Origin of the sequence: Ewingella sp. AOP9-I1-14 (genome assembly GCF_052375995.1) — a bacterium.
GTDB classification, from domain to species: Bacteria; Pseudomonadota; Gammaproteobacteria; order Enterobacterales; family Enterobacteriaceae; genus Ewingella; species Ewingella allii.
Genome location: NZ_JBQSVA010000006.1, coordinates 66,287 through 86,994, shown reverse-complemented (window position 1 = coordinate 86,994; position 20,708 = coordinate 66,287). Strand labels below are relative to the sequence as shown.

The following is a 20,708-nucleotide window of genomic DNA, read 5'->3' as shown; positions in this document are numbered from 1 at the left end:
TGAAAGAATGACCACTGGCGTGACTGAATTCACAGAATCAGCCCAATAAGCCGAGCTTGCCGGTGAGTTTTCTTACCACTTTCTTGTTACCTGCCAGCGCGATGCCCAGCAGTTGCAGCGAATCCGTCGGCACCTGAGTGACCGCCTGACGAAATGCCGCGTAGTCGGTGGTTTGCTGGCCTTCGACCGGGAAAATCACTCCGTCCATCTCATCATCGTTGAGCAGTGTTTGGTGCAGCTGCGACAGGGTTTGGCTATCCGCCACCAGCACGCTAATCCCAATCGGAATGAGCCCCGGATGCACTCGCGCATCGGCATCAATCAGCGGCTCCCCCACCAGCCCCGGATGGCGCTGGCCGAGAGTCAACGCCAGCACCGCCGCGGCATTGGCGGCATGTCCGGCACTCAGTTCACTATTGATTACCACCACGCAGCGTTCCGGTAGTGAAGAAGATGGGGATAAAGGAGATACAGGGGCATTCATAGAAACAAACTCCGATTTTGCACAGTGAAAACCGGAGCATAGCCCGCCAGAAAAACTCAATCTGGAAGATTTGTGCACAGCCGCCTATAACGCGCTGGCGTCAGCTGATATGCGCGGCGGAACCAGCGGCCGAGGTGGCTTTGGTCGGCGAAACCGAGGTCGGTGGCGACTCTTACCGGCGAGTGCCCGGCGGCGAGCCAGTGGCGGGCGCGGGTCAATTTTAGTTGAATCAGGTAGGCGTGAGGCGGCAAGCCGAAAGCGGCTTTAAAGGCGCGAGTGACGATGAAACGGCTTTCGCCGAGGGCGGCGGCCAGTTGATCCAGCCCAATATCTTCCTGCATATGGGCGTGAAGGAAGTCCCGTGCGCGATGGGCCAGAGAGACATCGTTTCCCTCGCCGTCGGCCTTCAGCCGCCAGGTCAGATGCCCACCCAGCGCATTGAGCATGCTATCCAGCGTCGACTCGCGAACAATGCGCAGATCGTTGCTGTGCAAGGCGTCGAAGGCGCTGGAAACCGCCTGGGCCAGTTGCACATCCTGTGCCAGAGTGCGCTCAAAACTGGGGTCGCCGCCGGGAATGAAATCCTCCCGACGCGAGGCCAGTTCGCGACTGAGCCACTGCGGGTCGAGGTAGAGCATGTGATAGGTGAAACCGTCGGGTGCCACCGCGTCGCCGTCGTGGATCTCGCCGGGTTCGAGCATAAAGACCTTGCCGGGCAGGCTTTGGTGTTTTTGCCGACGGCAGCTGAACTGCTGCACGCCCTGCCGCGTTACGCCAATTAAATAGCTGTCGTGCCAATGCGGATCGTAGGCGTGGCCTTCAAAATGCGCCTGAATGGTTTCGATGCCGCTCTCTTTATCTTTCGATAAATCGACCCAGTTTTTTGGCGCCATGGCCCTGCTCCGCTGTCTAAATTAACAACAGAGTAACAAAATGGCAGGAGGAAGAGAAAGGATGTTCAGCTCCCCCAAAACGGAGGAGCTGAAGCGCAGCGGGGATTAATGCTTAACGCTGTCGATAAAAGTTTTACGGGCGGTTTTCGAACCCAGACGCTCGGCTTCGTCCAGCAGTTTCAGTGCTTTATCCACATCACCGGCTTTCACCGCTTTCTTAATCGCATTGTTAAAGTAGGCTTCTGAATCAGACAGCATCGGCTCGGCCGCTTTGGCTGGTGCAGCAGGTTCGGTGCGAACCGGTGCTGGCGCAGCTTGCTGACCAACGATAATCGGCGTTGGAGCCGGAGCCGCAGAGCTGGTGCTGGTATTCACGTTATCGAGAATCTGACCAATCATGATGTTGCCCGACTTCTGCTCGGCGCGAACTTTAATGCTCAGCGTGCCGGTTGGCGTGTGGCGAGCAATCGGGTCTGGAATATCCGGGATGGCGTTACCCACGCCAGCGGCATAGGCCTTGGCCGGATTGGTCATCTGGGTAGTGGTCGCCAGGTCCTGCTTGGTGGTGTAAACCAACAGGTAAATCTGTTTCTGACCCAGCGCTGGCGTCAGTTTCAAAGTGCCTTCCAGACGATCGCTGGAGACAATGCCCGGTTTTTCATACGGGAAGTAGCTCGACGGATAATAGGCCGCCGGGCGCATTTGTTCGTCCAGCACTAAGACGTTCGGCACATACACCGTTTTGCCGGTCGCGATGCTGGTGACGGTAATTTCCAGAGATCCACGGTCAGCTGGAACAGCAAATGCCCCTACCGCGCCCTGAATATTACCCTGATTGATTTGTGCGCCAGAAGCCGACAGCGTCACATCCTGCGTCACCGGAGGAACCAGTGGCGTCCACGACAATTTCTGTAAGGTCTGAGCGGAGATCACCGGCGCAACCGCTGTGTCAGTTTGCGCAGCATAAACACCTGCGGGGGTCATCGACAACAGGCTCAATGACAGACACAGTGACAGCAGATTCTTTTTCATCGTTATTTCCTTTTGAATCACCATGAAGGCTGGCGAAAGGATCGCCAGCCAGCACATCTTGTTTTTTGTGGCCCAACCCTGCCACCGAACCTTCTAAATCATTCGTGTTGTGGCAAGGCGGCAACCAAGCTCATCCCCAGGAGCGTAGACAACTACGTGACTGGGGTGAGCGCGGGCAGCCAACGCGGCCACAGCGCGAAGGATGACGAAGGTTTTACCACCAGATTTCCATTTGTGCGCCGAACGTAACTTCACTGTCCTTACCACGGCTGAAAGTATTGGTGCTGGTGTCGCTCATGGCCAGACCGTTGTTCAGACCGCGGTCGGTGTCGTAGCCCCATTTTTCGTTCCAGTCGGCGTAGGTGGCGAAGACACGAATTGCCGGACGTGACCAGATGCTGTCGCCAGCCTGCCATTGTTGCGCCAGGGTGACTTTGTATTGGCCGTTGTTCTGGCTGGTACGTTGGGATTTGACGTTGTCGTAGCCCACTTCCAGCAAGGTACTCATGATTGGCGTCCATTTATACATCGGGCGCACACCCACGGTGTACCAGGTTGTACCGTTATTGTTATCGCGATCAACATCTTGGTACATCGCGACATACATCAGACCCCAAGTATCGTTGAAGTCGATGGCACCGTGGTCGAGCACGCGCCACATGTTGCCGTTGTTGTTTACGCTGCCGCCGCTGGAGTGGCCGCTCGCCCCGTTAGTACCCGGATCGGTCATGGAGTCGGTGGCGTATTGCAGGACGAATTTGTTGTAGCCGTTGTAGATGCTCTGCGTGTGTTCAGCAGTCAGCATTACGCCGTCTTTAGTGGCGTCGTCAGCCAGAGAGAAACCGTCACGCGGGTTAGCACGGCCGTAGTCAACACCCAGCTCTAATACGCCGCCTGGGTTGGTGTTCAGGCCAGCTACGCGCACGTCGAACACGTCGTTAGAGGTTGGAACTTCGTTACGCTGGTCAGCGATGTAGCCGTAAGAACCACCGCTTTCGGTGTTACGGGTGGCTGCCAGAGACAACTTACCAAAGCCCAAGTCAATGTCTTCGATACCTGCACCAGGACCAGAGATATCCCAGTAGTAGAAGTCAATCATGTGGACGTCATGACGTTGGTAGAAACGCTTACCGGCCCAGATAGTAGAACCCGGCAGCCAGTCAATCAGGTTTTTACCCAGCACGTTAGCTTCACGCACGGCAGGGCTGGTCGATTCGGAGTCATTTCTCTGGTCTACGGCGTAACCGATGTTGCTGTTGAAGTAGAAGCTCTTATCCCCTTCCTTCCACACTTCCTGTCCAAGACGTAACTCGGCATAGGTTTCACATTCGTTACCCAAACGGTATTTGCTGTCAGCACCGGTCGCTTTAAAACACTGCTGCTCGCCGCCGCTGCCGGTCCAGCCAATGCCCGAACGCGCATAACCAGTGAAGTCAACTGCCATCGCTTGTGTAGAAAAAATACCCGCCGCGACTGCCAGCGGCAGAGAGTATTTACGCAAAGTCATCATCATTGTTCTCCTGTAGGGGGATCGCGTGCTTTAAACGCCGGGCTCTGGGTGTAGCCGTCGGCACGCAGTCCCGTTCTCGCGGAACAAGTGACAGCGATGAGGCGGCAAGCCTATTGCGAATGTTGCACCTTCTTCTACCAACACCACGTCGTTCTGGCGGTACACCAGGTTTTGACGGATAGCCGGGATCTGGATGTGAATCTGGGTTTCGTTGCCGAGCTGCTCGACCACCTGCACCACGCCGGACAGCGTCACTTCTGCGATATCGCTCGGTAAGAGGTGTTCAGGACGGATCCCCAGAGACAGATTGCTGCCGACCGTGACCTCTTGGCCCTCAACCGGCAGCCATACGCGCTGGCGGTCTGGCAGTTCAATCTGCACACGTTCGGCTTCAACGCCGGTGACTTTCACCGGCAGGAAATTCATTTTTGGCGAGCCAATAAACCCGGCCACAAAGCGATTTGCCGGATAGTGGTACAGGGCCAGAGGCTTGCCGATTTGCGCCACGCGACCGGCGTCGAGCACCACGATTTTGTCGGCCAATGTCATGGCTTCGACCTGATCGTGAGTGACGTAAATCATGGTGCGTTTCAAACGCTTATGCAGACGGGAGATCTCAATACGCATCTGGACGCGCAGCGCGGCATCGAGGTTCGACAGCGGCTCATCGAGCAGGAAAACCGTCGGCTCGGCCACCAGCGTGCGGCCAATGGCGACGCGTTGACGCTGGCCGCCGGAGAGCGCCTTCGGGCGGCGATCCAGCAGGTGAGCCAGTTGCAGCACTTCTGAAACCTGATTCACCCGCTGGGTAATTTCGGCTTTTTTGGTGCCCGCCAGCTTCAGGCCGAAGGACATGTTTTCGGCCACGGAGAGGTGCGGGTAGAGCGCGTAGGACTGAAACACCATGCCGATGCCACGCTCGGCGGGCGGCACGTCGTTCATGCGTTTCTCGCCAATCAGCAAGTCGCCGGAGGTAATATCTTCCAGGCCCGCAATCATGCGTAACAGCGTAGATTTGCCACAGCCAGACGGCCCGACAAAAACCACGAACTCACCTTCGGCAATCTCAATATTCACGTCTTTTGAGATGACCGTGTCGCCAAAGGCTTTGTAGAGGTTACGAAGTGATACGCCCGCCATAGCCGACTCCTGAACAGACTTGCTGGAGTCTCCTGCTCACCGCGCGGTCAATCATTTATTTGCCGCGTAAGCAAGGAAACTGAATGTCAGGCAGAGTGCGGGAACGATACCTTTTCGTAATCATCCGTAACAAAGATTTTCGTGGGGGAGGAGGAAGGAGGATGAGGCTATTGCGCAAACGGCTGAAAGTTCACACTAAAGATCAAATTCGTGATCTTGATGGCAAATTGCCACCCATAGTTTTGAGTTATACCCCACAGAATGCGCGGCAGTGTTAAGTGGATCACACAACCAGAGAGGGGGGCGTAGAGAGGGGGATGATGAAGCTATGTTGAGTTATCGCCGACACTGGTCCGGCAAGCTTATCTGGCTACCTCAAACCGACTTTTACGACATTAACGTCACCTTTAGACGGAATAAAAATCGCCTCTCTACGCTCGTTAAAGGATTAGATGATGAATAAGACAGTCACACGAACTCTCGCAGTATCTGCCCTGGCAACGCTTTTCATGTCGTCCTCCGCGTTTGCCAAAATCGAAGAAGGCAAGTTGGTCATCTGGATCAACGGAGACAAGGGCTATAACGGCCTGGCCGAAGTAGGTAAGAAGTTTGAGAAGGACACCGGCATCAAAGTGCTGGTTGAACACCCAGACAAACTGGAAGAGAAGTATCCGCAGGTGGCTGCCACCGGCGACGGCCCGGACATTATCTTTTGGGCCCATGACCGATTTGGCGGCTACGCCCAGTCCGGCTTGCTGGCGGAAATCAGCCCGGATCAGGCGTTCAAAGATAAACTCTTCCCGTTTACCTGGGACGCGGTCACCTTCAATGGCAAGCTGATCGGCTACCCGGTTTCGGTGGAAGCGCTGTCGCTTATTTACAATAAAGACATCATCAAGCAGGCGCCGAAGACTTGGGAAGAGATCCCCGCGCTGGACAAAGAGCTGCGCGCCAAAGGCAAAAGCGCCATCATGTGGAACCTGCAAGAACCCTACTTCACATGGCCAATTATCGCCGCCGACGGCGGTTACGCGTACAAATACGAAAACGGCAAATACAACATCAAAGACACCGGCGTGAATAACGCGGGTTCGCAGGCTGGCCTGCAATTCATCATCGACATGGTGAAGAACAAAAATATTAATGCCGACACTGATTACTCCATCGCCGAAGCCGCGTTTAACAAGGGCCAGACCGCGATGACCATTGATGGCCCTTGGGCATGGTCAAACATCGATAAAAGTAAAATCAACTACGGCGTGACGCTGCTGCCAACCTTCCACGGCAAACCGTCGAAGCCGTTCGTCGGGGTATTAACCGCGGGTATTAATGCCGCTAGCCCGAATAAAGAGCTGGCCAAAGAGTTTCTGGAAAACTACCTGCTGACCGATGACGGCTTGGCGGCAGTGAATAAAGACAAGCCGCTGGGCGCCGTGGCGCTGAAGTCCTATCAGGAAAAACTGGAGCAAGATCCGCGCATTGCCGCCACCATGGCGAACTCGAAAACCGGCGAAATCATGCCGAATATCCCGCAGATGAGTAACTTCTGGTATGCCGAACGCAGCGCGATCATCAATGCTATCAATGGTCGTCAAACCGTCGAGCAAGCGCTGAAAGAAGCTGAAACCCGCGTCACCAAGTAATCTGACGCCTGAGCTAAAGTGAGTCGTAACCCGCCGGGGTGAAGCTTCGCCCCGGCGTAACAAGGGATGTGCTATGCAAGAAAGCGGAATGTCAGCCAGAAAAAAAGGGCGCATCGGCAGTGGCGTGAAATGGCTGGTGGTCAGTCTGCTCGCCCTGTTTACCGGCTACCTGATTGTCCTGATGTACGCGCAGGGCGAGATGCTGTTTGCCATGCTAACGCTGCTGCTTTCCAGCGTCGGCTTATATATTTATGCCAACCGCCGCGCCTACTCGTGGCGCTATATTTATCCCGGCCTCGCCGGTATGTCGCTGTTCGTGCTGTTCCCGCTAGTTTGTACCATTTTCATCGCCTTCACCAACTACAGCAGCACCAACCAACTGACCTTTGAACGGGCGCAGTCGGTATTAATGGACCGCCAGTTTCAGGCTGATAAAGCCTACCCGTTCGCCTTATTCCCCGCCGACGCCGACCAGTGGCGCTTGGCCCTGACCTCGCCTGACAGTGGCGAAATATTAGTGTCCGCCCCCTTTGCTTTTAATCCGGCGACGCAGCAAACCTTAACGCTCTCTCCGCAGGCCATGCCCGAGGGGGAAAAAGCCGGGCTGCGCGTCGTCACCCAAAACCGTCAGGCGCTGGGGCAATTGACCGCCAAACTGCCTAGTGGCGAAAGCCTGAAGATGAGCTCGCTGCGCCAGTTTTCCGGCAGCCAGCCTCTGTACCAGCGCGCTGAAGATGGCAAACAGCTGACCAACGTGCAGAGCGGCGTGGTGTATCGTCCGAATATGCAAACTGGCTTCTATCAGGCAGTGAATTCCCAGGGCGAGTGGCAGGCGGAGAAGCTCAGTCCCGGCTTTACGGTGAATATCGGCTGGGCCAACTTCCTGCGCGTACTGCACGACGACGGCATCCAGAAGCCGTTCCTGTCTATCTTCGTCTGGACCATTATCTTCTCGCTGCTGACGGTGATTTTCACCACCGCCGTGGGCATGGTGCTGGCCTGCGTGGTGCAGTGGGAGGAGCTGAAAGGCAAGGCCATTTATCGGCTGCTGTTTATTCTGCCGTATGCCGTGCCGGCTTTTATTTCCATCTTGATTTTCAAAGGGTTGTTTAACCAAAGCTTCGGTGAAATCAACCTGATGCTCAGCAGTCTGTTTGGCATCAAGCCGGCGTGGTTTAGTGACCCGCTGACCGCCAAGACGATGATTATTATCGTCAATACGTGGCTGGGTTATCCCTACATTATGATTTTGTGCATGGGGCTGCTGAAGGCCATTCCTGATGACCTGTATGAAGCCTCGGCGATGGACGGCGCGACGCCGATGCAGAACTTCTTCCGCATCACTTTCCCGTTGCTTATCAAGCCGCTGGCACCGCTGATGCTGGCGAGCTTTGCCTTTAACTTTAACAACTTCGTGCTGATCCAGCTGTTGACCAACGGCGGCCCGAACATGATTGGCACCACTACCCCGGCCGGGCATACCGACCTGCTGGTCAGCTACACCTATCGCATCGCCTTTGAGGGCGGCGGAGGCCAAGATTTCGGACTGGCGGCGGCGATTGCCACGCTGATTTTCCTGTTAGTAGGCGCGCTGGCTTTGATCAACCTGAAAGCTTCCCGCATGAAATTCGACTAGTCGACAAGGAGAGAGACAAATGCCCATGGTTAAACCTAAGTCGCAAAAACTCCGGCTGCTGGTCACTCACGTGTTGCTGCTGTGCTTTGTGGCGCTGATCTTGTTCCCGCTGCTGATGGTATTTGCGATTTCGCTACGGCCCGGCAACTTCGCCACCGGCAGCATCATTCCTGAGCAAATATCCTGGGATCACTGGAAGCTGGCGCTGGGTATGGCGGTAACCAACAGCGACGGCAGCGTCACGCCGCCGCCCTTCCCGGTGATGCTGTGGTTGTGGAACTCCATCAAGATTGCGGTGATCACCGCGATCGGCATTGTGGCGCTCTCCACCACCTGCGCCTATGCCTTCGCGCGCATGCGCTTTCGCGGTAAAAGCACGCTGCTGAAAGGCATGCTGATTTTCCAAATGTTCCCGGCGGTGCTCTCTCTGGTGGCGCTCTACGCCCTGTTCGACCGCCTCGGCCAGTATGTGCCTTTCCTCGGGTTGAATACCCACGGCGGGGTGATTTTCGCCTATATGGGCGGCATCGCGCTGCACGTCTGGACCATTAAGGGTTACTTCGAAACCATTGATAATTCACTGGAAGAAGCCGCCTCGCTCGACGGCGCGACGCCTTGGCAGGCTTTCCGGCTGGTGCTGTTGCCGCTGTCGGTGCCGATTCTGGCGGTGGTGTTTATTCTGTCGTTTATCGCCGCGATCACCGAAGTGCCGGTGGCGTCTCTGCTGCTGCGCGACGTCAATAGCTACACGCTGGCGGTCGGCATGCAGCAATATCTCAACCCGCAAAACTACCTGTGGGGCGACTTTGCCGCGGCGGCAATTCTGTCTGCGATACCTATCACGGCGGTGTTCCTGATTGCACAACGCTGGCTGGTGGGAGGATTAACGGCGGGCGGGGTGAAGGGCTAGTTTACTGCAATGCGCTTGGTGTTATTTGGCTGTATTTCTCAACAACCTCTGTGTCTGAACTATTGGCGACTTGCGAAAGTCGCCTTTTTTCATCGGGTTTAGAAGCCGTTACGCGAAGTAGAACCACGCGGTTTCAATCAGGCCATTTTCAATTTCAAACACCGCGACGCTTTCGATGGGCTGCTCATTAATGCCGTGAATGCGTTCGTGGTCAAACACCTTATTGCCCAGCACCGAACGGGATATTAATTCAGCCCGCAGCTTCGGGTTATTAAAGCGGTGATTAGCATAAAACTCACGTAACTGCTGCTTGCCGACGGTCGAAGGCTCGGTGGCAGGCATACGGAACCCTTTGAAAGTTTCACTGAAACAGGCGACGAACTTTTCTAAGTCGTGCTCGTTATAGGCATAAAACTGCTGTTCAACAGGCAATAAAGGTGAAGACATATCAACTCCGGAATTGAATAAAAATTCTTATTATTTGAATGGAAATTCAATATCTATTGATGCAGTCAATATGTCAATCACGAGGTTTTAAATCCCACAGGCCTCTGACCGTGCTCATCAAGCTGGCCGTGCCGCTGGCGACCGACAACCCGCGAATACCTTCATCGCCGAAGTTGACCACGGTTTCCAGCCCGGCCTCTTGGCACAGCACCGCGCCTCCGGCGATATCCCACAGGGTGGTGCGGCGCTGTAGATGGCCGTCAATCACCCCTTTGGCGGCAAACACCATGCCCACGGTGGTGCAGCGATAACACTGCACCGACCAATCGGCGGCGCGCAGCCCTTGGTAGAAGTTGGCGGCGTCATCGAGGCGGTCGTCGGAACTGTCGCCGAGGGAGAGGATCTGCACGTCGCCAAAACGGTTGTCGCGGGTAAAAGGCTCGCCGTTGAGGAAGATGCCTTTGCCGCTTTGTGCCGCAAACTGTTCATTGAGCACCGGCAGCGCCACCACGCCAATCACCGGCTTCTTGCCTTCCACCAGCCCCAGCGACACGCCCCACAGCGGCGAACCGCGCAGGAAATTCGAGGTGCCGTCGATTGGATCGATAACCCAGCAGGCCGCGTCGGTCAGCGTGCCGCCAAGCTCTTCGCCAATAATGGCATCTTGCGGGAAATGCTCGGCCAGCTGCGCGCGGATAAATTGCTCCACGGCGACATCGGCCTGTGAGACAAAATCCTGCACTTTTTTGCTACTGACCTGAATCTCATCCCGGCGGTTGAAGTAGTTTAGCGCCAGCTCGGCGGCCTGCGCGGCAATCTGGCTGGCCTTGGCCAGACGTGGTGACATGTCTTGGTTAATCATCGTTGTCCCTGAATTTCATCCCGTTTTGCTTGAGCAAAAATAAAATTGGCCACAGCATGCCCTCTGATTGATGAACAAAATATGACAATCTGCCGTTAGAGCGTCAAACGATGGGTCACATTAGGGTCATCCGTCACCGGCACAAACCCCAAACTGCGGTAGAAGGCGTGGGCGCTCTCCGGGGCGTGAGTATTGAGCAGGTCGAAGTAGTCTGGCGCATCGGCCAGCAGGTGAGTCATCAGCAACTGGCCGACGCCCTGCCGCCTTAGCTCGCGGGTCACAAACAGATGGCGCACCCGGCCAATGCGCGGCGAGTTGGCAAAGGGGTCGATATTGCGCCCGCAGATGCCCACCAGTTGGCGCTCATCGCTGCCCTGCTGCAATAAAAATGCCCCGTTGAGCATCTCCCCCTTTAGGGCAAAACGGTTGGCGCCAGAGCGCCAGTTGTCGCGCAGGCGCACCAGCATGCGTTGCCCCTCGCGCTGACTTTCGGCGCAGAGAGCATCAAATCCCGTCGTAGAAGGGTCAACCGACGCAATGATTAACATAGGTTCTCCGATGAGTGTCGAAAGACTTACCAATATAGCGCCTCTGGCCCTCTGCGCGTTGCTAGATTTTTTTTGCTTTCCGTTGCTCTGCTCTTTCTGTTTCATCTCCCCACTTTTGGTCATATTTTGTTAAGCCGCTCCGTTATATAATCCATTTCACAACGAACCAGAGGATCATAACTTGCGCGCTTTCCGTTCAATTTTGCTGCTTGGCCTTGCGCTGAGCTTTGCACCACTTTCATCATGGGCTTCCCGCCAGATTACCGACCAGTTAGGCCGTCAGGTGACGATTCCCGATAAAGTCGTATCGCGTCGTCGTGTTGCAACACCAGACGCTCAACCTGCTGGTGCAGCTTGATGCCACGGACGACATCGTCGGCGTGCTCAATAACTGGAAAAAACAGCTGGGCGATGGCTATGAGCGTCTGGCCCCGTCACTTGATAGCAAGGCGCAGGTCGGCGACCTGACCAGTGTGAATCTGGAAAGCCTAGTGGCGCTGCACCCGCAGGTGGTGTTCGTCACCAACTACGCGCCGCAGGAGATGATTGACCAGATTAGCCATACCGGCATCGCAGTGGTGGCGATTTCCCTGCGCGAAGATGCCAAGGATCAGGCGGGAAAACTCAATCCGACCCTCGACAATGAGGATCAGGCTTACGATAACGGGCTTAAGCAAGGCATCCGACTGATTGGCGAAGTTGTGAACCGCCAAAAACAGGCCGCGGCATTGATCGACTATACTTTTTCTCAGCGTCAGATTGTTAGCCAGCGTTTGAAAGACATTCCTGCCGATAGGCGTATACGCACTTACATGGCCAATCCTGAATTAACCACCTACGGCTCGGGCAAATATACCGGGCTGATGATGGCCCATGCCGGTGCGATGAATGTCGCCGCCGCGACGGTGAAAGGCTTCAAGCAGGTGGCGCTGGAACAGGTGATCGCGTGGGATCCGCAGGTGATCTTCGTGCAAGATCGCTATCCGGAAGTGGTGGATCAAATTAATAACGATCCGAAATGGCAGGCCATCGACGCCGTGAAGAACCATCGCGTGTATTTGATGCCTGAGTACGCCAAAGCCTGGGGTTACCCGATGCCCGAAGCGCTGGCGATTGGCGAACTGTGGATGGCGAAAAAGCTTTATCCACAAAAGTTTACCGACATCAATATGCAGAAACAGGCAGATGACTATTATCAGCGTTTCTACCGTACGAGCTATGTCAGTCAAGCCGAGCAGAAAGGGAGCCAGCCTCGCCCCTGATGCCGTCACGGTGAGGCGATAAAATAATAAAGGAGAATAAGAGATGGCAAATTCAATCAACGTGTTGGCGGCGGGCAGTCTGCGTCTGGTGTGGGAGCAGCTGACGCAAGCCTTTACCGAAGCCACCGGCACGAAAGTAAAAACCGAATTTGGACCCGCCGGGCTATTGCGCCAGCGCATTGAGCAGGGGGAGAAAGCCGATCTCTTCGCCTCCGCCAACACTGCTCATCCGCTGGCCATCCAGCAGCAGGGCCGCGCGCTGGAAGTGAATACCTTCTGCGGCAACAGCCTCTGTCTGGTGGCGCGTGATATGCCAGAGCTGGACGGCCTGAACTGGCTGACCGTGCTTCTCGACTCTCGTTTTCGCCTCGCCACCTCGACGCCGCAGAGCGACCCGTCGGGGGATTACACCTTGCAGATGTTCGAAGAGATTGAGCGCCGCCATCCGGGTTCTGGCGAGGGGTTGCGTAATAAAGCGCTAAGACTGGTTGGCGGCCCCAACAGTGCCGTAGTACCAGAAGGCAAATTGGCGTCAGAATGGCTGATTTGCAGCGGGCAGACTGACCTGTTCATCGGCTACACCAGCTATGCCAGATTGCTGCGTGAAAACGATAAACTGCGGGTGTTTAACATTCCGGCGGATTACAACGTGCGGGCCAACTACGCGCTGGCGACCTGTACGGAGAAGGCCAAGCCGCTGGCGGAATTTATTCTGTCTGACCAAGGCCAGCACCTGCTACAGAATGCCGGTTTTTGCGGGCGGGACTCGGTGATGCGGGAATAACCGGGGAACTGTTTTAAGCTTGGTCAAAGCGATGTCGTCGGGCGCGAAGTGGGTTCTCTGCTTGCGCCCTTCTTATTGCAATCTTGCTAGATCAATCGTTGAAATCACGTTCCTTCAGCGCACGCTGGCGATCGTAATATTCATCTTCTGCGGCGATAATTTCATCCAGCAGAGAATCCACATCGGCTTTCGAAGTGTCTTCCACAAAGTGTCCCGTCAGCACGCTTTCCGGCGTCAGTTTGCCGTCTTCATACAGCGCCCAAATCTCTTTGGCGAAGCGCGTCTCCAGCAACTGCGGCGCGAACTGCCCGTAGTAGCTGCGCATGTTATTCACGTCGCGCTCGAACATAGATTCGGCGTGGTTGTTGGCCGAGGCGTCGACGGCCTGCGGTAAGTCGATAATCACCGGCCCGTTGGCGTCCATCAGCACGTTGAACTCTGACAAGTCGCCGTGAACGATACCGGCACAGAGCATGCGCACGATATTGCGGATCATGGTGTCGTGGTCAGCCACCGCCTCTTCTGGCGTAAGCATCACGTCACTCAGGCGCGGCGCCACCAGCCCTTCGGCATCGGTGATCAGCTCCATCAGCAGCACGCCGTCGAGACAGATGTAAGGCTGTGGCACGCGCACCCCGGCGTTAGCGAGGCGGAAAAGCGCGTCAACTTCGGCGGTCTGCCAGGTTTCTTCCTGCTGCTTGCGACCGAACTTCGAGCCTTTTTGCATCGCACGCGCACTGCGGCTGTTGCGAACCTTACGCCCTTCCTGATACTGCACCGCCTGCTTAAAACTACGCTGGGTGGCTTCCTTGTAAACCTTGGCGCAACGGATCTCTTCACCGCAAAGTACAGTGTAAACGTCGGCTTCTTTGCCGCTTTTCAGTCGACGGACCACATCGTCTATCAGGCCGTCATCCACCAGAGGTTGGATTCTATTTGGGATTTTCATGCAGCCTTGTACCTTATTTACTCGCGCGAGGGAATCACCAGCGCAATATTCCCTTCGTGAACTTTGATGAGAGAGCGGCCTGCGGCTCACTTCCCCCATTTCGTAATGCATACTGTAACACTCCGCCGCAAACAACACCTGACTACGACGGGGGATTTCCGTCAGTTTATCTTAGTGAACACTTCCTGCACAAACTGATGCTTATGTCAGCTAAGGGCAATGCGCTCATCAAAGAACCTGACAGAAAAGATAAGCTGGAAGGGTTTGTTTATTTACCCCACCCTGCTATTTATTAAGCATTAATAAACATTCATTATTTCCATCTGTAAAAATGCGTGTAAATTAATATCAAAAATATATTGGGAATGATAAACCCCATTATTTACCCCCGCACTTCGTTTAACTATCGTTTATTTATCACCCGCGTTGGTATACATATCGTTTAGTATGAGAGTGGTACTGTGCCGGAACTTTCTCGTTATAGGTAACAGTCATGCCAAATATTTTAATTACCGGCGCATCAGGTTTCGTGGGTGGCGCAGTGGTTGAACATATTATTCGTCACGTCGCTATGGATAACCTTCAATTACTTTTATTAGTCAGGGCTGACGATAATCTGGCTGGCCGTAAACGTATTATTAGTAATCTGCAAAAATTCGATTTAACCGAACAACAGCTTTCCGTTATCACCGAAGACTCTATTTTGATTGGCGACCTCGGCGAACCTGAAGGTTTTATTAACGATCCGCGCCTTGATGACATTACTCACGTGATCAACTGCGCCGCCATTGCATCCTTTGGTAATAATCCGGTGCTGTGGAAAGTGAACGTTGATGGCTCACTGGCTTTTGCTAAACGTATGGCACAGGTAAAAAGCCTGCAACGCTTTGTCCACGTCGGCACCGCCATGGCCTCCATGCCAGACAAAGACAGTATCTTCTATGAAGATATGCCCGACAACGCCCATAACGAAGATCTGGTGCAGTACACGGCGTCCAAGCGTGCGATTGAAAATCTGATCCGCCAAGAGTGTCCGGATATGCCCTTCGTCGTGGCGCGCCCGTCAATTATCGTCGGCCACACTCAGTTTGGTTGTCGCCCATCCAGCAGTATTTTCTGGGTGTTCCTGATGGCGCTAAAACTGAAGAAATTCCCCTGTACGTTGGACGATAGAATTGACGTTATCCCGGTGGATTATTGCGCCATGGTATTGGTCAATCTCTGCCTGAATAGCGATATTCAGCACGATTTCTATCATATTTCATCCGGCGATATGTCCACGCCTTTCCATGAAATAGATATTTGTGTCGCCAAAGCCAGCAATACGCCAGCGGCCGTTAATGAATACAAACAAACGACTTATCAAGACTTCATTGGTATTCGCAAGCAGTTCAAAGATATTCTTGGCCCGTGCAATGATAAGATTATTTTACGCGCCATTAAATTATATGGCAGCTTCGCCGAATTAAACGTCAAATTCGATAACCGTCGTGTAATGGACATGGGCCTGCCAAAACCTATGCCATTTAAAAACTATATCGATAAGTGCGTTAGCTCCACGCACGGTCAAACCATCTCCGAACTGATGATGGTTGATTTTAAATAAGCCTTCAGATAAACCGCTGAAAATAAAAATCCCGCGTTGTATTTTTGCGCGGGATTTTTTTATTGCGGGCTTTTAGCGACAAATTTTTCGCTTACGGCATTCCGTTGCGACCAAACAGCCGGAAACCTTCGCGCTGGTTCAATCTTTCGTAGTAAGCCTCCACCGCAGGTAGCGCCGGGCGGGCCATCGGGGTCATCGCCCAGCGGTTTACCGACAGGCCCAGCGGAATATCCGCCAGCGTGAAGCTGTCTCCCAGCACGTAGTCACCGCTTTTTTGTAGCTGCGCTTCCAAAATCTGCATATGCCGATTCCAGTTACTCACTCCGGCTTCAATTAACGCCGGGTCCTGATGCTGCGCGCTATTACGCGCCAGCGCCGGGAAGGCGTAGCGCCAAGAGTTATTCAACTCGCCCGCCTGCCAGTCCATCCACTGCTCGGCCAGGGCGCGGGTTTTTATATCTGCCGAAAGCAGATCCTCACGCCCTTCGCGCGCCGCCAGATAGCGGCAAATCACGTTGGATTCCCACAGCACAAAATCGCCGTCGATCAGCACCGGCACCATGGCATTGGGATTTAATGCTTTGAACTCAGGGGTTTCGGTGGACTGAAATCCGCTGCCATAGTCCTCGCGTAAATAATCCAGCCCTAGCTCATGACCGGTCCACAGCACTTTGCGGACATTGATAGATGATGCCTTACCCAATAATTTCAACACGATACCTCCTGATAGACAGCAGACAATGTGAACATCAATGTGGATCAGGTGACCCATAAAAAGAGTTAAAAACGCGGCCCCGCACGTTTAAAAATGCGGGTCGGGCTGCCGTAATATTCGGTGTCGGTTTCCGCCACAAAGCCACACTTCTCGGCGAGGCGAATCGAAGCAATATGTTCAGGATCGATGATACAGCAGAGCTGGCGGTCGAGGTGGGTGTCGGCCCACTCCAGCACTTTCTGCGCGGCTTCCAGCGCATAGCCTTTGCCGTGGAAAGCCGGGGAGATCACCCAGCCCATTTCCGCTAACCCCTCCAGCGAGGGGGTGATATCGCGCTGATAATCCGCAATACCGACTTCGCCAACATAGGTGCCGTCACGCAGACAAACGGCCCAATAGCCAAAGCCCAGCATCTGCCAGTGGCCCGGATAACGCAATAAGCGGCTCCAACTGGCCTCGCGGCTGGACGGCGTGCCGCCGATATACTTCACCACGTCGGGGTTGGCCCACTGCTCGGCAATGGCATCAAAATCTTCCACGCGGTGGCCGCGCAGGACAAGGCGCTCAGTTTCTAAAACGGGGGCAGAAGTCAGCATGGGGTTGGCTCATTAAATTTCACTAAATCATAAGCTAACACTGAAATACACAAGGAGGGAATGGACTTTTTAGCGCAAGATTTGCTGGCGAAGTTCGGTCGGCGTGATGCCGCGCATAGCTTTGAAACGATTACTAAAATGGCTGGTCGAGCTGAAGCCGCACTCCAGCGCAATCGCCGTGACGTCCAGCGCGCTGCCGCGCAGTAAGTTTTCGCCCTGAATCAGCCGCGCATTCATCACATACTGATGGGGCGCCATGCCCATGCTCTGTTTAAACATGCGGGCAAAGTGGAATTCGCTCAGCTCCGCCAAGGCCGCCAGCTCGGCCAAGAGCAGTGACTGGGAAAGATTAGCGTGAATATACTCTTTCACCCGGTTAAGCACCGCAGGCGCCAGCCCGCCGCGCACCGTCGGCAAGGCCCATTGCAGCTGGGTGTAGTTCTTCACCAGATGGGCCATCAGCAGCGTGGAGGCACTGCTGAGCATCAGGTGGTTGCTACGCTCCTGCCACTGGCCACTGAGCAAAAACTGGCGATAGAGCAGCGTGATTTGCGGGTCTTCGGCAAAAGTTCGCTCTTCCAATTGAATGCTCGCCGGTGTGCGTTCCCACGTCTGCTCGACCAAATGCAGCAGATGCTCATCACTGCAATACAGATGCACGAAGGAGAGATCGTCGCGCACGTCCCAACTCGACACATTATTTTTGGGCATGATGCAAAAGCGATCCGGGCCACCGCCGTTCCGCCAGCCGGAGCGCGTTTTATGGTAGGTTTCATAGCCATCCGCCACGTAGAGGCTCAGCGTATGGTGGTCAGGATTCTCCTGCGTGACGCAGTCATTCTTGTTCGACCAGGCGGCGAGCTTAATACCAGAGCCTAACTCCACGCTGTCGTGCAGGACAGCATGATGCTTCCTGAGCGTTTCGAACGCCTGATAAACCTTGCCCATGGTGCGCACCGTTGGAATAAATGAGAGCGCTAAGTGTAACGGTTTGGCGGGTGCGGAGGCCAGTTTTTGAGCTTTCACCCTGAAAAAAAGCGCAAGAATATGCAAACCCCAGCAGCCCGGTGCAAGCGCGGTCGCGGCAAATGCCGCAGAATTCCGCCTTTCTATACCGGGGATTGAACATGAACGCGCTGTTATATATTTCGATTATTTTGGTCTGGGGCACGACGTGGTTTGCTATTTATCTTCAGCAAGGTGATGTTCCTGCGTCAGTTTCTATTTTTTATCGTTTCCTGCTGGCCGCCATCCTGATGCTGATTGTCATGCTGGCAACCCGCCGCCTGCGCCGCCTGCCGCTGCGCGACCACCTGTTTTGCATGGTGCAGGGCTGCTGCGTGTTCAGCTTCAACTTCTACTGCTTCTACCATGCTGCGGCCTATATCAGCACCGGGCTGGAATCGGTGATTTTCTCCATGTCAGTGCTGTTCAATGCCTTTAACGGCATGCTGTTCTTCCGCCAAAAGCTCGCGCCAACGCTGATCCCCGCTTCTATCCTCGGTCTGGCGGGCATTGTGACCCTGTTCTGGCACGACCTTTCCGCGTCCCATATCGCGCCAGAATTACTCAAAGGCATTGGCCTGAGCCTGCTCGGCACCTACGGTTTCTCGCTGGGCAATATGATCAGCACCCGCCACAAAAATCGCGGGCTGGACGTGTTCTCCACCAACACTTACGCGATGTTTTATGGCACCGCAGTGATTGGCGCGCTGGCCCTGTCGCAGGGTGAATCCTTCGCCATCGACCTGACGCCGCAGTATATCGGCTCACTGATTTACCTCGCCGTGTTCGGCTCGGTAGTGGCGTTCGGCATCTATTTCAGCCTGGTCGGGCGTATCGGGGCCAGCCAAGCGGCTTACAGCACCCTGCTGTTCCCACTGGTGGCGCTAACTGTCTCTACTTTCGGCGAAGGCTATCAGTGGCACGTTAACGCAGTGATTGGGCTCGGCATGATCCTGCTGGGGAATTTCGTGATGTTCGCCAAACCTAACTGGTTCAGCGGATGGCGTAAAACGGATAAAGCATTGAGTTAAATCGGGTTGGCCTGAGGGATCAGGCCAATAGACTTTCTCCACCAATCAGCGGAATGATTCTGGCAAGTACATCATCAAAAAGCTGAGGTTCAGCTCGGACAATAAACTTGGCCTTACGCTGCCGCCAATCAAGTGTGTGAATTAACGTGGTGGCGACAACACTAGGAGTTTCAAGGTTATTGACCAATACTTCCGTCGGCGCTCCCCGAATACTGCTGCTGATCGGTGTACATATCACCAAGCCAGTGACGGTGCTGTAAGTTTCATGAGAGAGGATAAGGGCTGGACGGTACTTCCCTATTTCTTTGCCTTTCGTCGGCTCAAAATCCAGCCAGCAAATATCTCCGCGTTTGGGTATATAAATCAAAAATCTAACTCCCTGTCCTTAGGTTCTACCAATTCATCCGCATGGGCGGTGTAGGCACTCAATCCCATCAGTAAATCTGCTTCCGTCACGTTTTTCTTCTCGGCTTTACGAATATGCAAACCCTCTTCCGTAATTTCGACGTCTACGACATCCCCTTCTTCAAACTGTGGAATCGACTTCAAATTTCCTGACAGCCTGAGCGCAATGCTGTTACCCCATTTCTGTAATGTAGCTTGTGTTCGCATCGTATATTCCTTCATCAATGTATCTACAAAGAGTATACGCAATAAAGCCCGCCGCTGACTATGCAGTGACGGGCTTTATCATTTAAATATCAGATCTGCCTTCAGATAAAATTCTGCAATAAACGCTCTTACATCACAGGCTTCAACAAATCTTCCAACCCAATACGGCGGAACAGCTCGGTGCGGTCATCCATGTGACCGGGGTGAGCAAGCGCAGCCAACCCCCCCCCCCCACAACTTGAAGTATGACGGGGATTTAGATGATGCCGCCATTAGCGCGCAACGTCTGGCCATTGATCCATGCACCATCAGGACCAGCCAAGAAGGCTACCACGGCGGCGATATCTTCTGGCTGGCCGAGGCGTTCCAGAGGAGCCACTTTTGAAATGGTTTCAATCAGTTGCTCTGACTTACCGTTGAAGAACAGGTCAGTGGCCGTTGGGCCTGGAGCTACCGAGTTGACGGTGATTTGGCGCCCTCGCAGCTCTTTGGTTAACACCCGGCTCATGGCTTCCACCGCCGCCTTGGTGGCAGCATAGACGCCGTACGTTGGCTGGTAGAGGCCCACCACGCTTGAAGAGAAGTTAATGATTCGGCCGCCGTTACGCATGCCTTTCGCCGCTTCGCGCAGGGTGTTGAAGGTGCCTTTCAGGTTGATATCAATCAGGCTGTCGAAGGTGGCATCGTCAGTATCAGCAATGCTCGACAGCGGCATTACGCCCGCGTTATTGACCAACACGTCGATGCCGCCGAAAGCCTGCTCGGCGCTGGCAAACATTTTTGCCACAGCCGCAGAGTCACTCACGTCTGCCTGTGCGCTCACTGCGCGGCCACCCGCCTGTTCGATTCTCTGCACCAACGCGTCAGCGGTTTCAGCACCACGGGAGTAGTTCACAATCACGGTGAAACCCTCTTTCGCCAAACGTTCTGCAATCGCCGCGCCGATACCCCGTGACGCGCCCGTTACTAAAGCCACTTTGTTTTGAGCTGTGGTTGTCATGTTCTCTTCCTCGTCATTGATTAATTAGTCAGCAGCGTTGCTT

The 20,708-nt window shown here is 54.4% G+C and carries 21 protein-coding genes and 1 pseudogene; 7 read left to right on the top strand and 15 right to left on the bottom strand.

Translation table 11 applies throughout. The features are described 5' to 3' along the window. Positions 1-37 precede the first annotated feature (37 nt). The 5 genes from ACT3RT_RS16490 to malK all read right to left on the bottom strand — a co-directional run bounded on the left by ACT3RT_RS16490 (position 38) and on the right by malK (position 5,059). Positions 38-484, bottom strand: coding sequence for a DUF2000 domain-containing protein (locus ACT3RT_RS16490; RefSeq protein WP_353503476.1), 447 nt, complete (start codon positions 482-484; stop codon positions 38-40). Positions 485-540: 56 nt separating this feature from the next. Next, positions 541-1,377, bottom strand: a complete 837-nt coding sequence (locus ACT3RT_RS16485; protein ID WP_496203345.1) for an AraC family ligand binding domain-containing protein — start codon at positions 1,375-1,377, stop codon at positions 541-543. Positions 1,378-1,482: 105 nt separating this feature from the next. After that, on the bottom strand, positions 1,483-2,409 hold the full coding sequence (malM, locus tag ACT3RT_RS16480) for a maltose operon protein MalM (RefSeq protein ID WP_496203344.1): 927 nt from the start codon (positions 2,407-2,409) through the stop codon (positions 1,483-1,485). 214 nt (positions 2,410-2,623) lie between these two features. Then, a complete protein-coding gene (locus ACT3RT_RS16475; RefSeq protein WP_353504033.1) occupies positions 2,624-3,919 on the bottom strand; it encodes a maltoporin in 1,296 nt (431 codons plus the stop codon). Positions 3,920-3,949: 30 nt separating this feature from the next. Then, positions 3,950-5,059 carry a maltose/maltodextrin ABC transporter ATP-binding protein MalK gene (gene malK / locus ACT3RT_RS16470; RefSeq protein WP_496203343.1) on the bottom strand — a complete coding sequence of 370 codons (1,110 nt, stop codon included), beginning with the start codon at positions 5,057-5,059 and terminating at the stop codon, positions 3,950-3,952. Positions 5,060-5,511: 452 nt separating this feature from the next. Here malK and malE point away from each other — a divergent pair, with 452 nt between their 5' ends. The 3 genes from malE (at position 5,512) to malG (ending at position 9,248) form a co-directional block, all read left to right on the top strand. Next, positions 5,512-6,702 (top strand): maltose/maltodextrin ABC transporter substrate-binding protein MalE, encoded by a 1,191-nt coding sequence (gene malE, locus ACT3RT_RS16465; RefSeq protein ID WP_485902332.1) that lies wholly within the window; start codon positions 5,512-5,514, stop codon positions 6,700-6,702. A gap of 73 nt (positions 6,703-6,775) precedes the next feature. Further along, the gene (gene malF / locus ACT3RT_RS16460; RefSeq protein ID WP_485902330.1) at positions 6,776-8,338 is read left to right on the top strand and encodes a maltose ABC transporter permease MalF; all 1,563 of its coding nucleotides are present in this window, start codon (positions 6,776-6,778) and stop codon (positions 8,336-8,338) included. Positions 8,339-8,357: 19 nt separating this feature from the next. Next, positions 8,358-9,248 (top strand): maltose ABC transporter permease MalG, encoded by an 891-nt coding sequence (gene malG, locus ACT3RT_RS16455; protein ID WP_034793391.1) that lies wholly within the window; start codon positions 8,358-8,360, stop codon positions 9,246-9,248. Between the two features lie 108 nt (positions 9,249-9,356). On the opposite strand, the gene ACT3RT_RS16450 is transcribed toward malG, so the two are convergent. The 3 genes from ACT3RT_RS16450 to ACT3RT_RS16440 form a co-directional block, all read right to left on the bottom strand. Next, entirely contained in the window at positions 9,357-9,695 is a 339-nt protein-coding gene (locus ACT3RT_RS16450; protein ID WP_185689159.1) for a nuclear transport factor 2 family protein, read from the bottom strand. Between the two features lie 73 nt (positions 9,696-9,768). Next, entirely contained in the window at positions 9,769-10,557 is a 789-nt protein-coding gene (locus ACT3RT_RS16445; RefSeq protein ID WP_485902327.1) for an inositol monophosphatase family protein, read from the bottom strand. 95 nt (positions 10,558-10,652) lie between these two features. Beyond that, positions 10,653-11,105, bottom strand: coding sequence for a GNAT family N-acetyltransferase (locus tag ACT3RT_RS16440; protein ID WP_353503481.1), 453 nt, complete (start codon positions 11,103-11,105; stop codon positions 10,653-10,655). Positions 11,106-11,286: 181 nt separating this feature from the next. On the opposite strand from ACT3RT_RS16440, the pseudogene ACT3RT_RS16435 reads away from it, so the two are divergent. Together ACT3RT_RS16435 and ACT3RT_RS16430 are read left to right on the top strand one after the other, a co-directional pair. Next, positions 11,287-12,367 (top strand): annotated as a pseudogene (locus tag ACT3RT_RS16435) (ABC transporter substrate-binding protein). A gap of 43 nt (positions 12,368-12,410) precedes the next feature. Further along, positions 12,411-13,151, top strand: a complete 741-nt coding sequence (locus ACT3RT_RS16430) for a molybdate ABC transporter substrate-binding protein (protein ID WP_496203342.1) — start codon at positions 12,411-12,413, stop codon at positions 13,149-13,151. 91 nt (positions 13,152-13,242) lie between these two features. Here ACT3RT_RS16430 and ACT3RT_RS16425 read toward each other — a convergent pair whose 3' ends face one another. After that, positions 13,243-14,100 carry a PA4780 family RIO1-like protein kinase gene (locus tag ACT3RT_RS16425; RefSeq protein ID WP_353503484.1) on the bottom strand — a complete coding sequence of 286 codons (858 nt, stop codon included), beginning with the start codon at positions 14,098-14,100 and terminating at the stop codon, positions 13,243-13,245. A 493-nt stretch (positions 14,101-14,593) separates the two neighbouring features. Between ACT3RT_RS16425 and ACT3RT_RS16420 the strand changes: the two genes are divergently transcribed. Then, positions 14,594-15,706, top strand: a complete 1,113-nt coding sequence (locus tag ACT3RT_RS16420) for an SDR family oxidoreductase (RefSeq protein ID WP_353503485.1) — start codon at positions 14,594-14,596, stop codon at positions 15,704-15,706. A gap of 91 nt (positions 15,707-15,797) precedes the next feature. On the opposite strand, the gene ACT3RT_RS16415 is transcribed toward ACT3RT_RS16420, so the two are convergent. From ACT3RT_RS16415 to ACT3RT_RS16405, 3 genes are all read right to left on the bottom strand, one after another. Continuing rightward, entirely contained in the window at positions 15,798-16,421 is a 624-nt protein-coding gene (locus ACT3RT_RS16415; RefSeq protein ID WP_485902320.1) for a glutathione S-transferase family protein, read from the bottom strand. A 65-nt stretch (positions 16,422-16,486) separates the two neighbouring features. Beyond that, positions 16,487-17,017, bottom strand: coding sequence for a GNAT family N-acetyltransferase (locus ACT3RT_RS16410; protein WP_485902318.1), 531 nt, complete (start codon positions 17,015-17,017; stop codon positions 16,487-16,489). A 69-nt stretch (positions 17,018-17,086) separates the two neighbouring features. After that, positions 17,087-17,965 (bottom strand): helix-turn-helix transcriptional regulator, encoded by an 879-nt coding sequence (locus ACT3RT_RS16405; RefSeq protein ID WP_485902316.1) that lies wholly within the window; start codon positions 17,963-17,965, stop codon positions 17,087-17,089. A 179-nt stretch (positions 17,966-18,144) separates the two neighbouring features. On the opposite strand from ACT3RT_RS16405, the gene ACT3RT_RS16400 reads away from it, so the two are divergent. Continuing rightward, the gene (locus ACT3RT_RS16400) at positions 18,145-19,053 is read left to right on the top strand and encodes a DMT family transporter (RefSeq protein WP_353503489.1); all 909 of its coding nucleotides are present in this window, start codon (positions 18,145-18,147) and stop codon (positions 19,051-19,053) included. 19 nt (positions 19,054-19,072) lie between these two features. Here ACT3RT_RS16400 and ACT3RT_RS16395 read toward each other — a convergent pair whose 3' ends face one another. The 3 genes from ACT3RT_RS16395 to ACT3RT_RS16385 all read right to left on the bottom strand — a co-directional run bounded on the left by ACT3RT_RS16395 (position 19,073) and on the right by ACT3RT_RS16385 (position 20,665). Continuing rightward, the gene (locus ACT3RT_RS16395) at positions 19,073-19,417 is read right to left on the bottom strand and encodes a type II toxin-antitoxin system PemK/MazF family toxin (RefSeq protein WP_324254481.1); all 345 of its coding nucleotides are present in this window, start codon (positions 19,415-19,417) and stop codon (positions 19,073-19,075) included. Continuing rightward, entirely contained in the window at positions 19,417-19,665 is a 249-nt protein-coding gene (locus tag ACT3RT_RS16390; protein ID WP_353503490.1) for an AbrB/MazE/SpoVT family DNA-binding domain-containing protein, read from the bottom strand. The genes ACT3RT_RS16395 and ACT3RT_RS16390 overlap by 1 nt, the downstream gene beginning before the upstream one ends. A gap of 256 nt (positions 19,666-19,921) precedes the next feature. Further along, a complete protein-coding gene (locus tag ACT3RT_RS16385; RefSeq protein WP_485902313.1) occupies positions 19,922-20,665 on the bottom strand; it encodes an SDR family oxidoreductase in 744 nt (247 codons plus the stop codon). Positions 20,666-20,708: the final 43 nt, after the last annotated feature.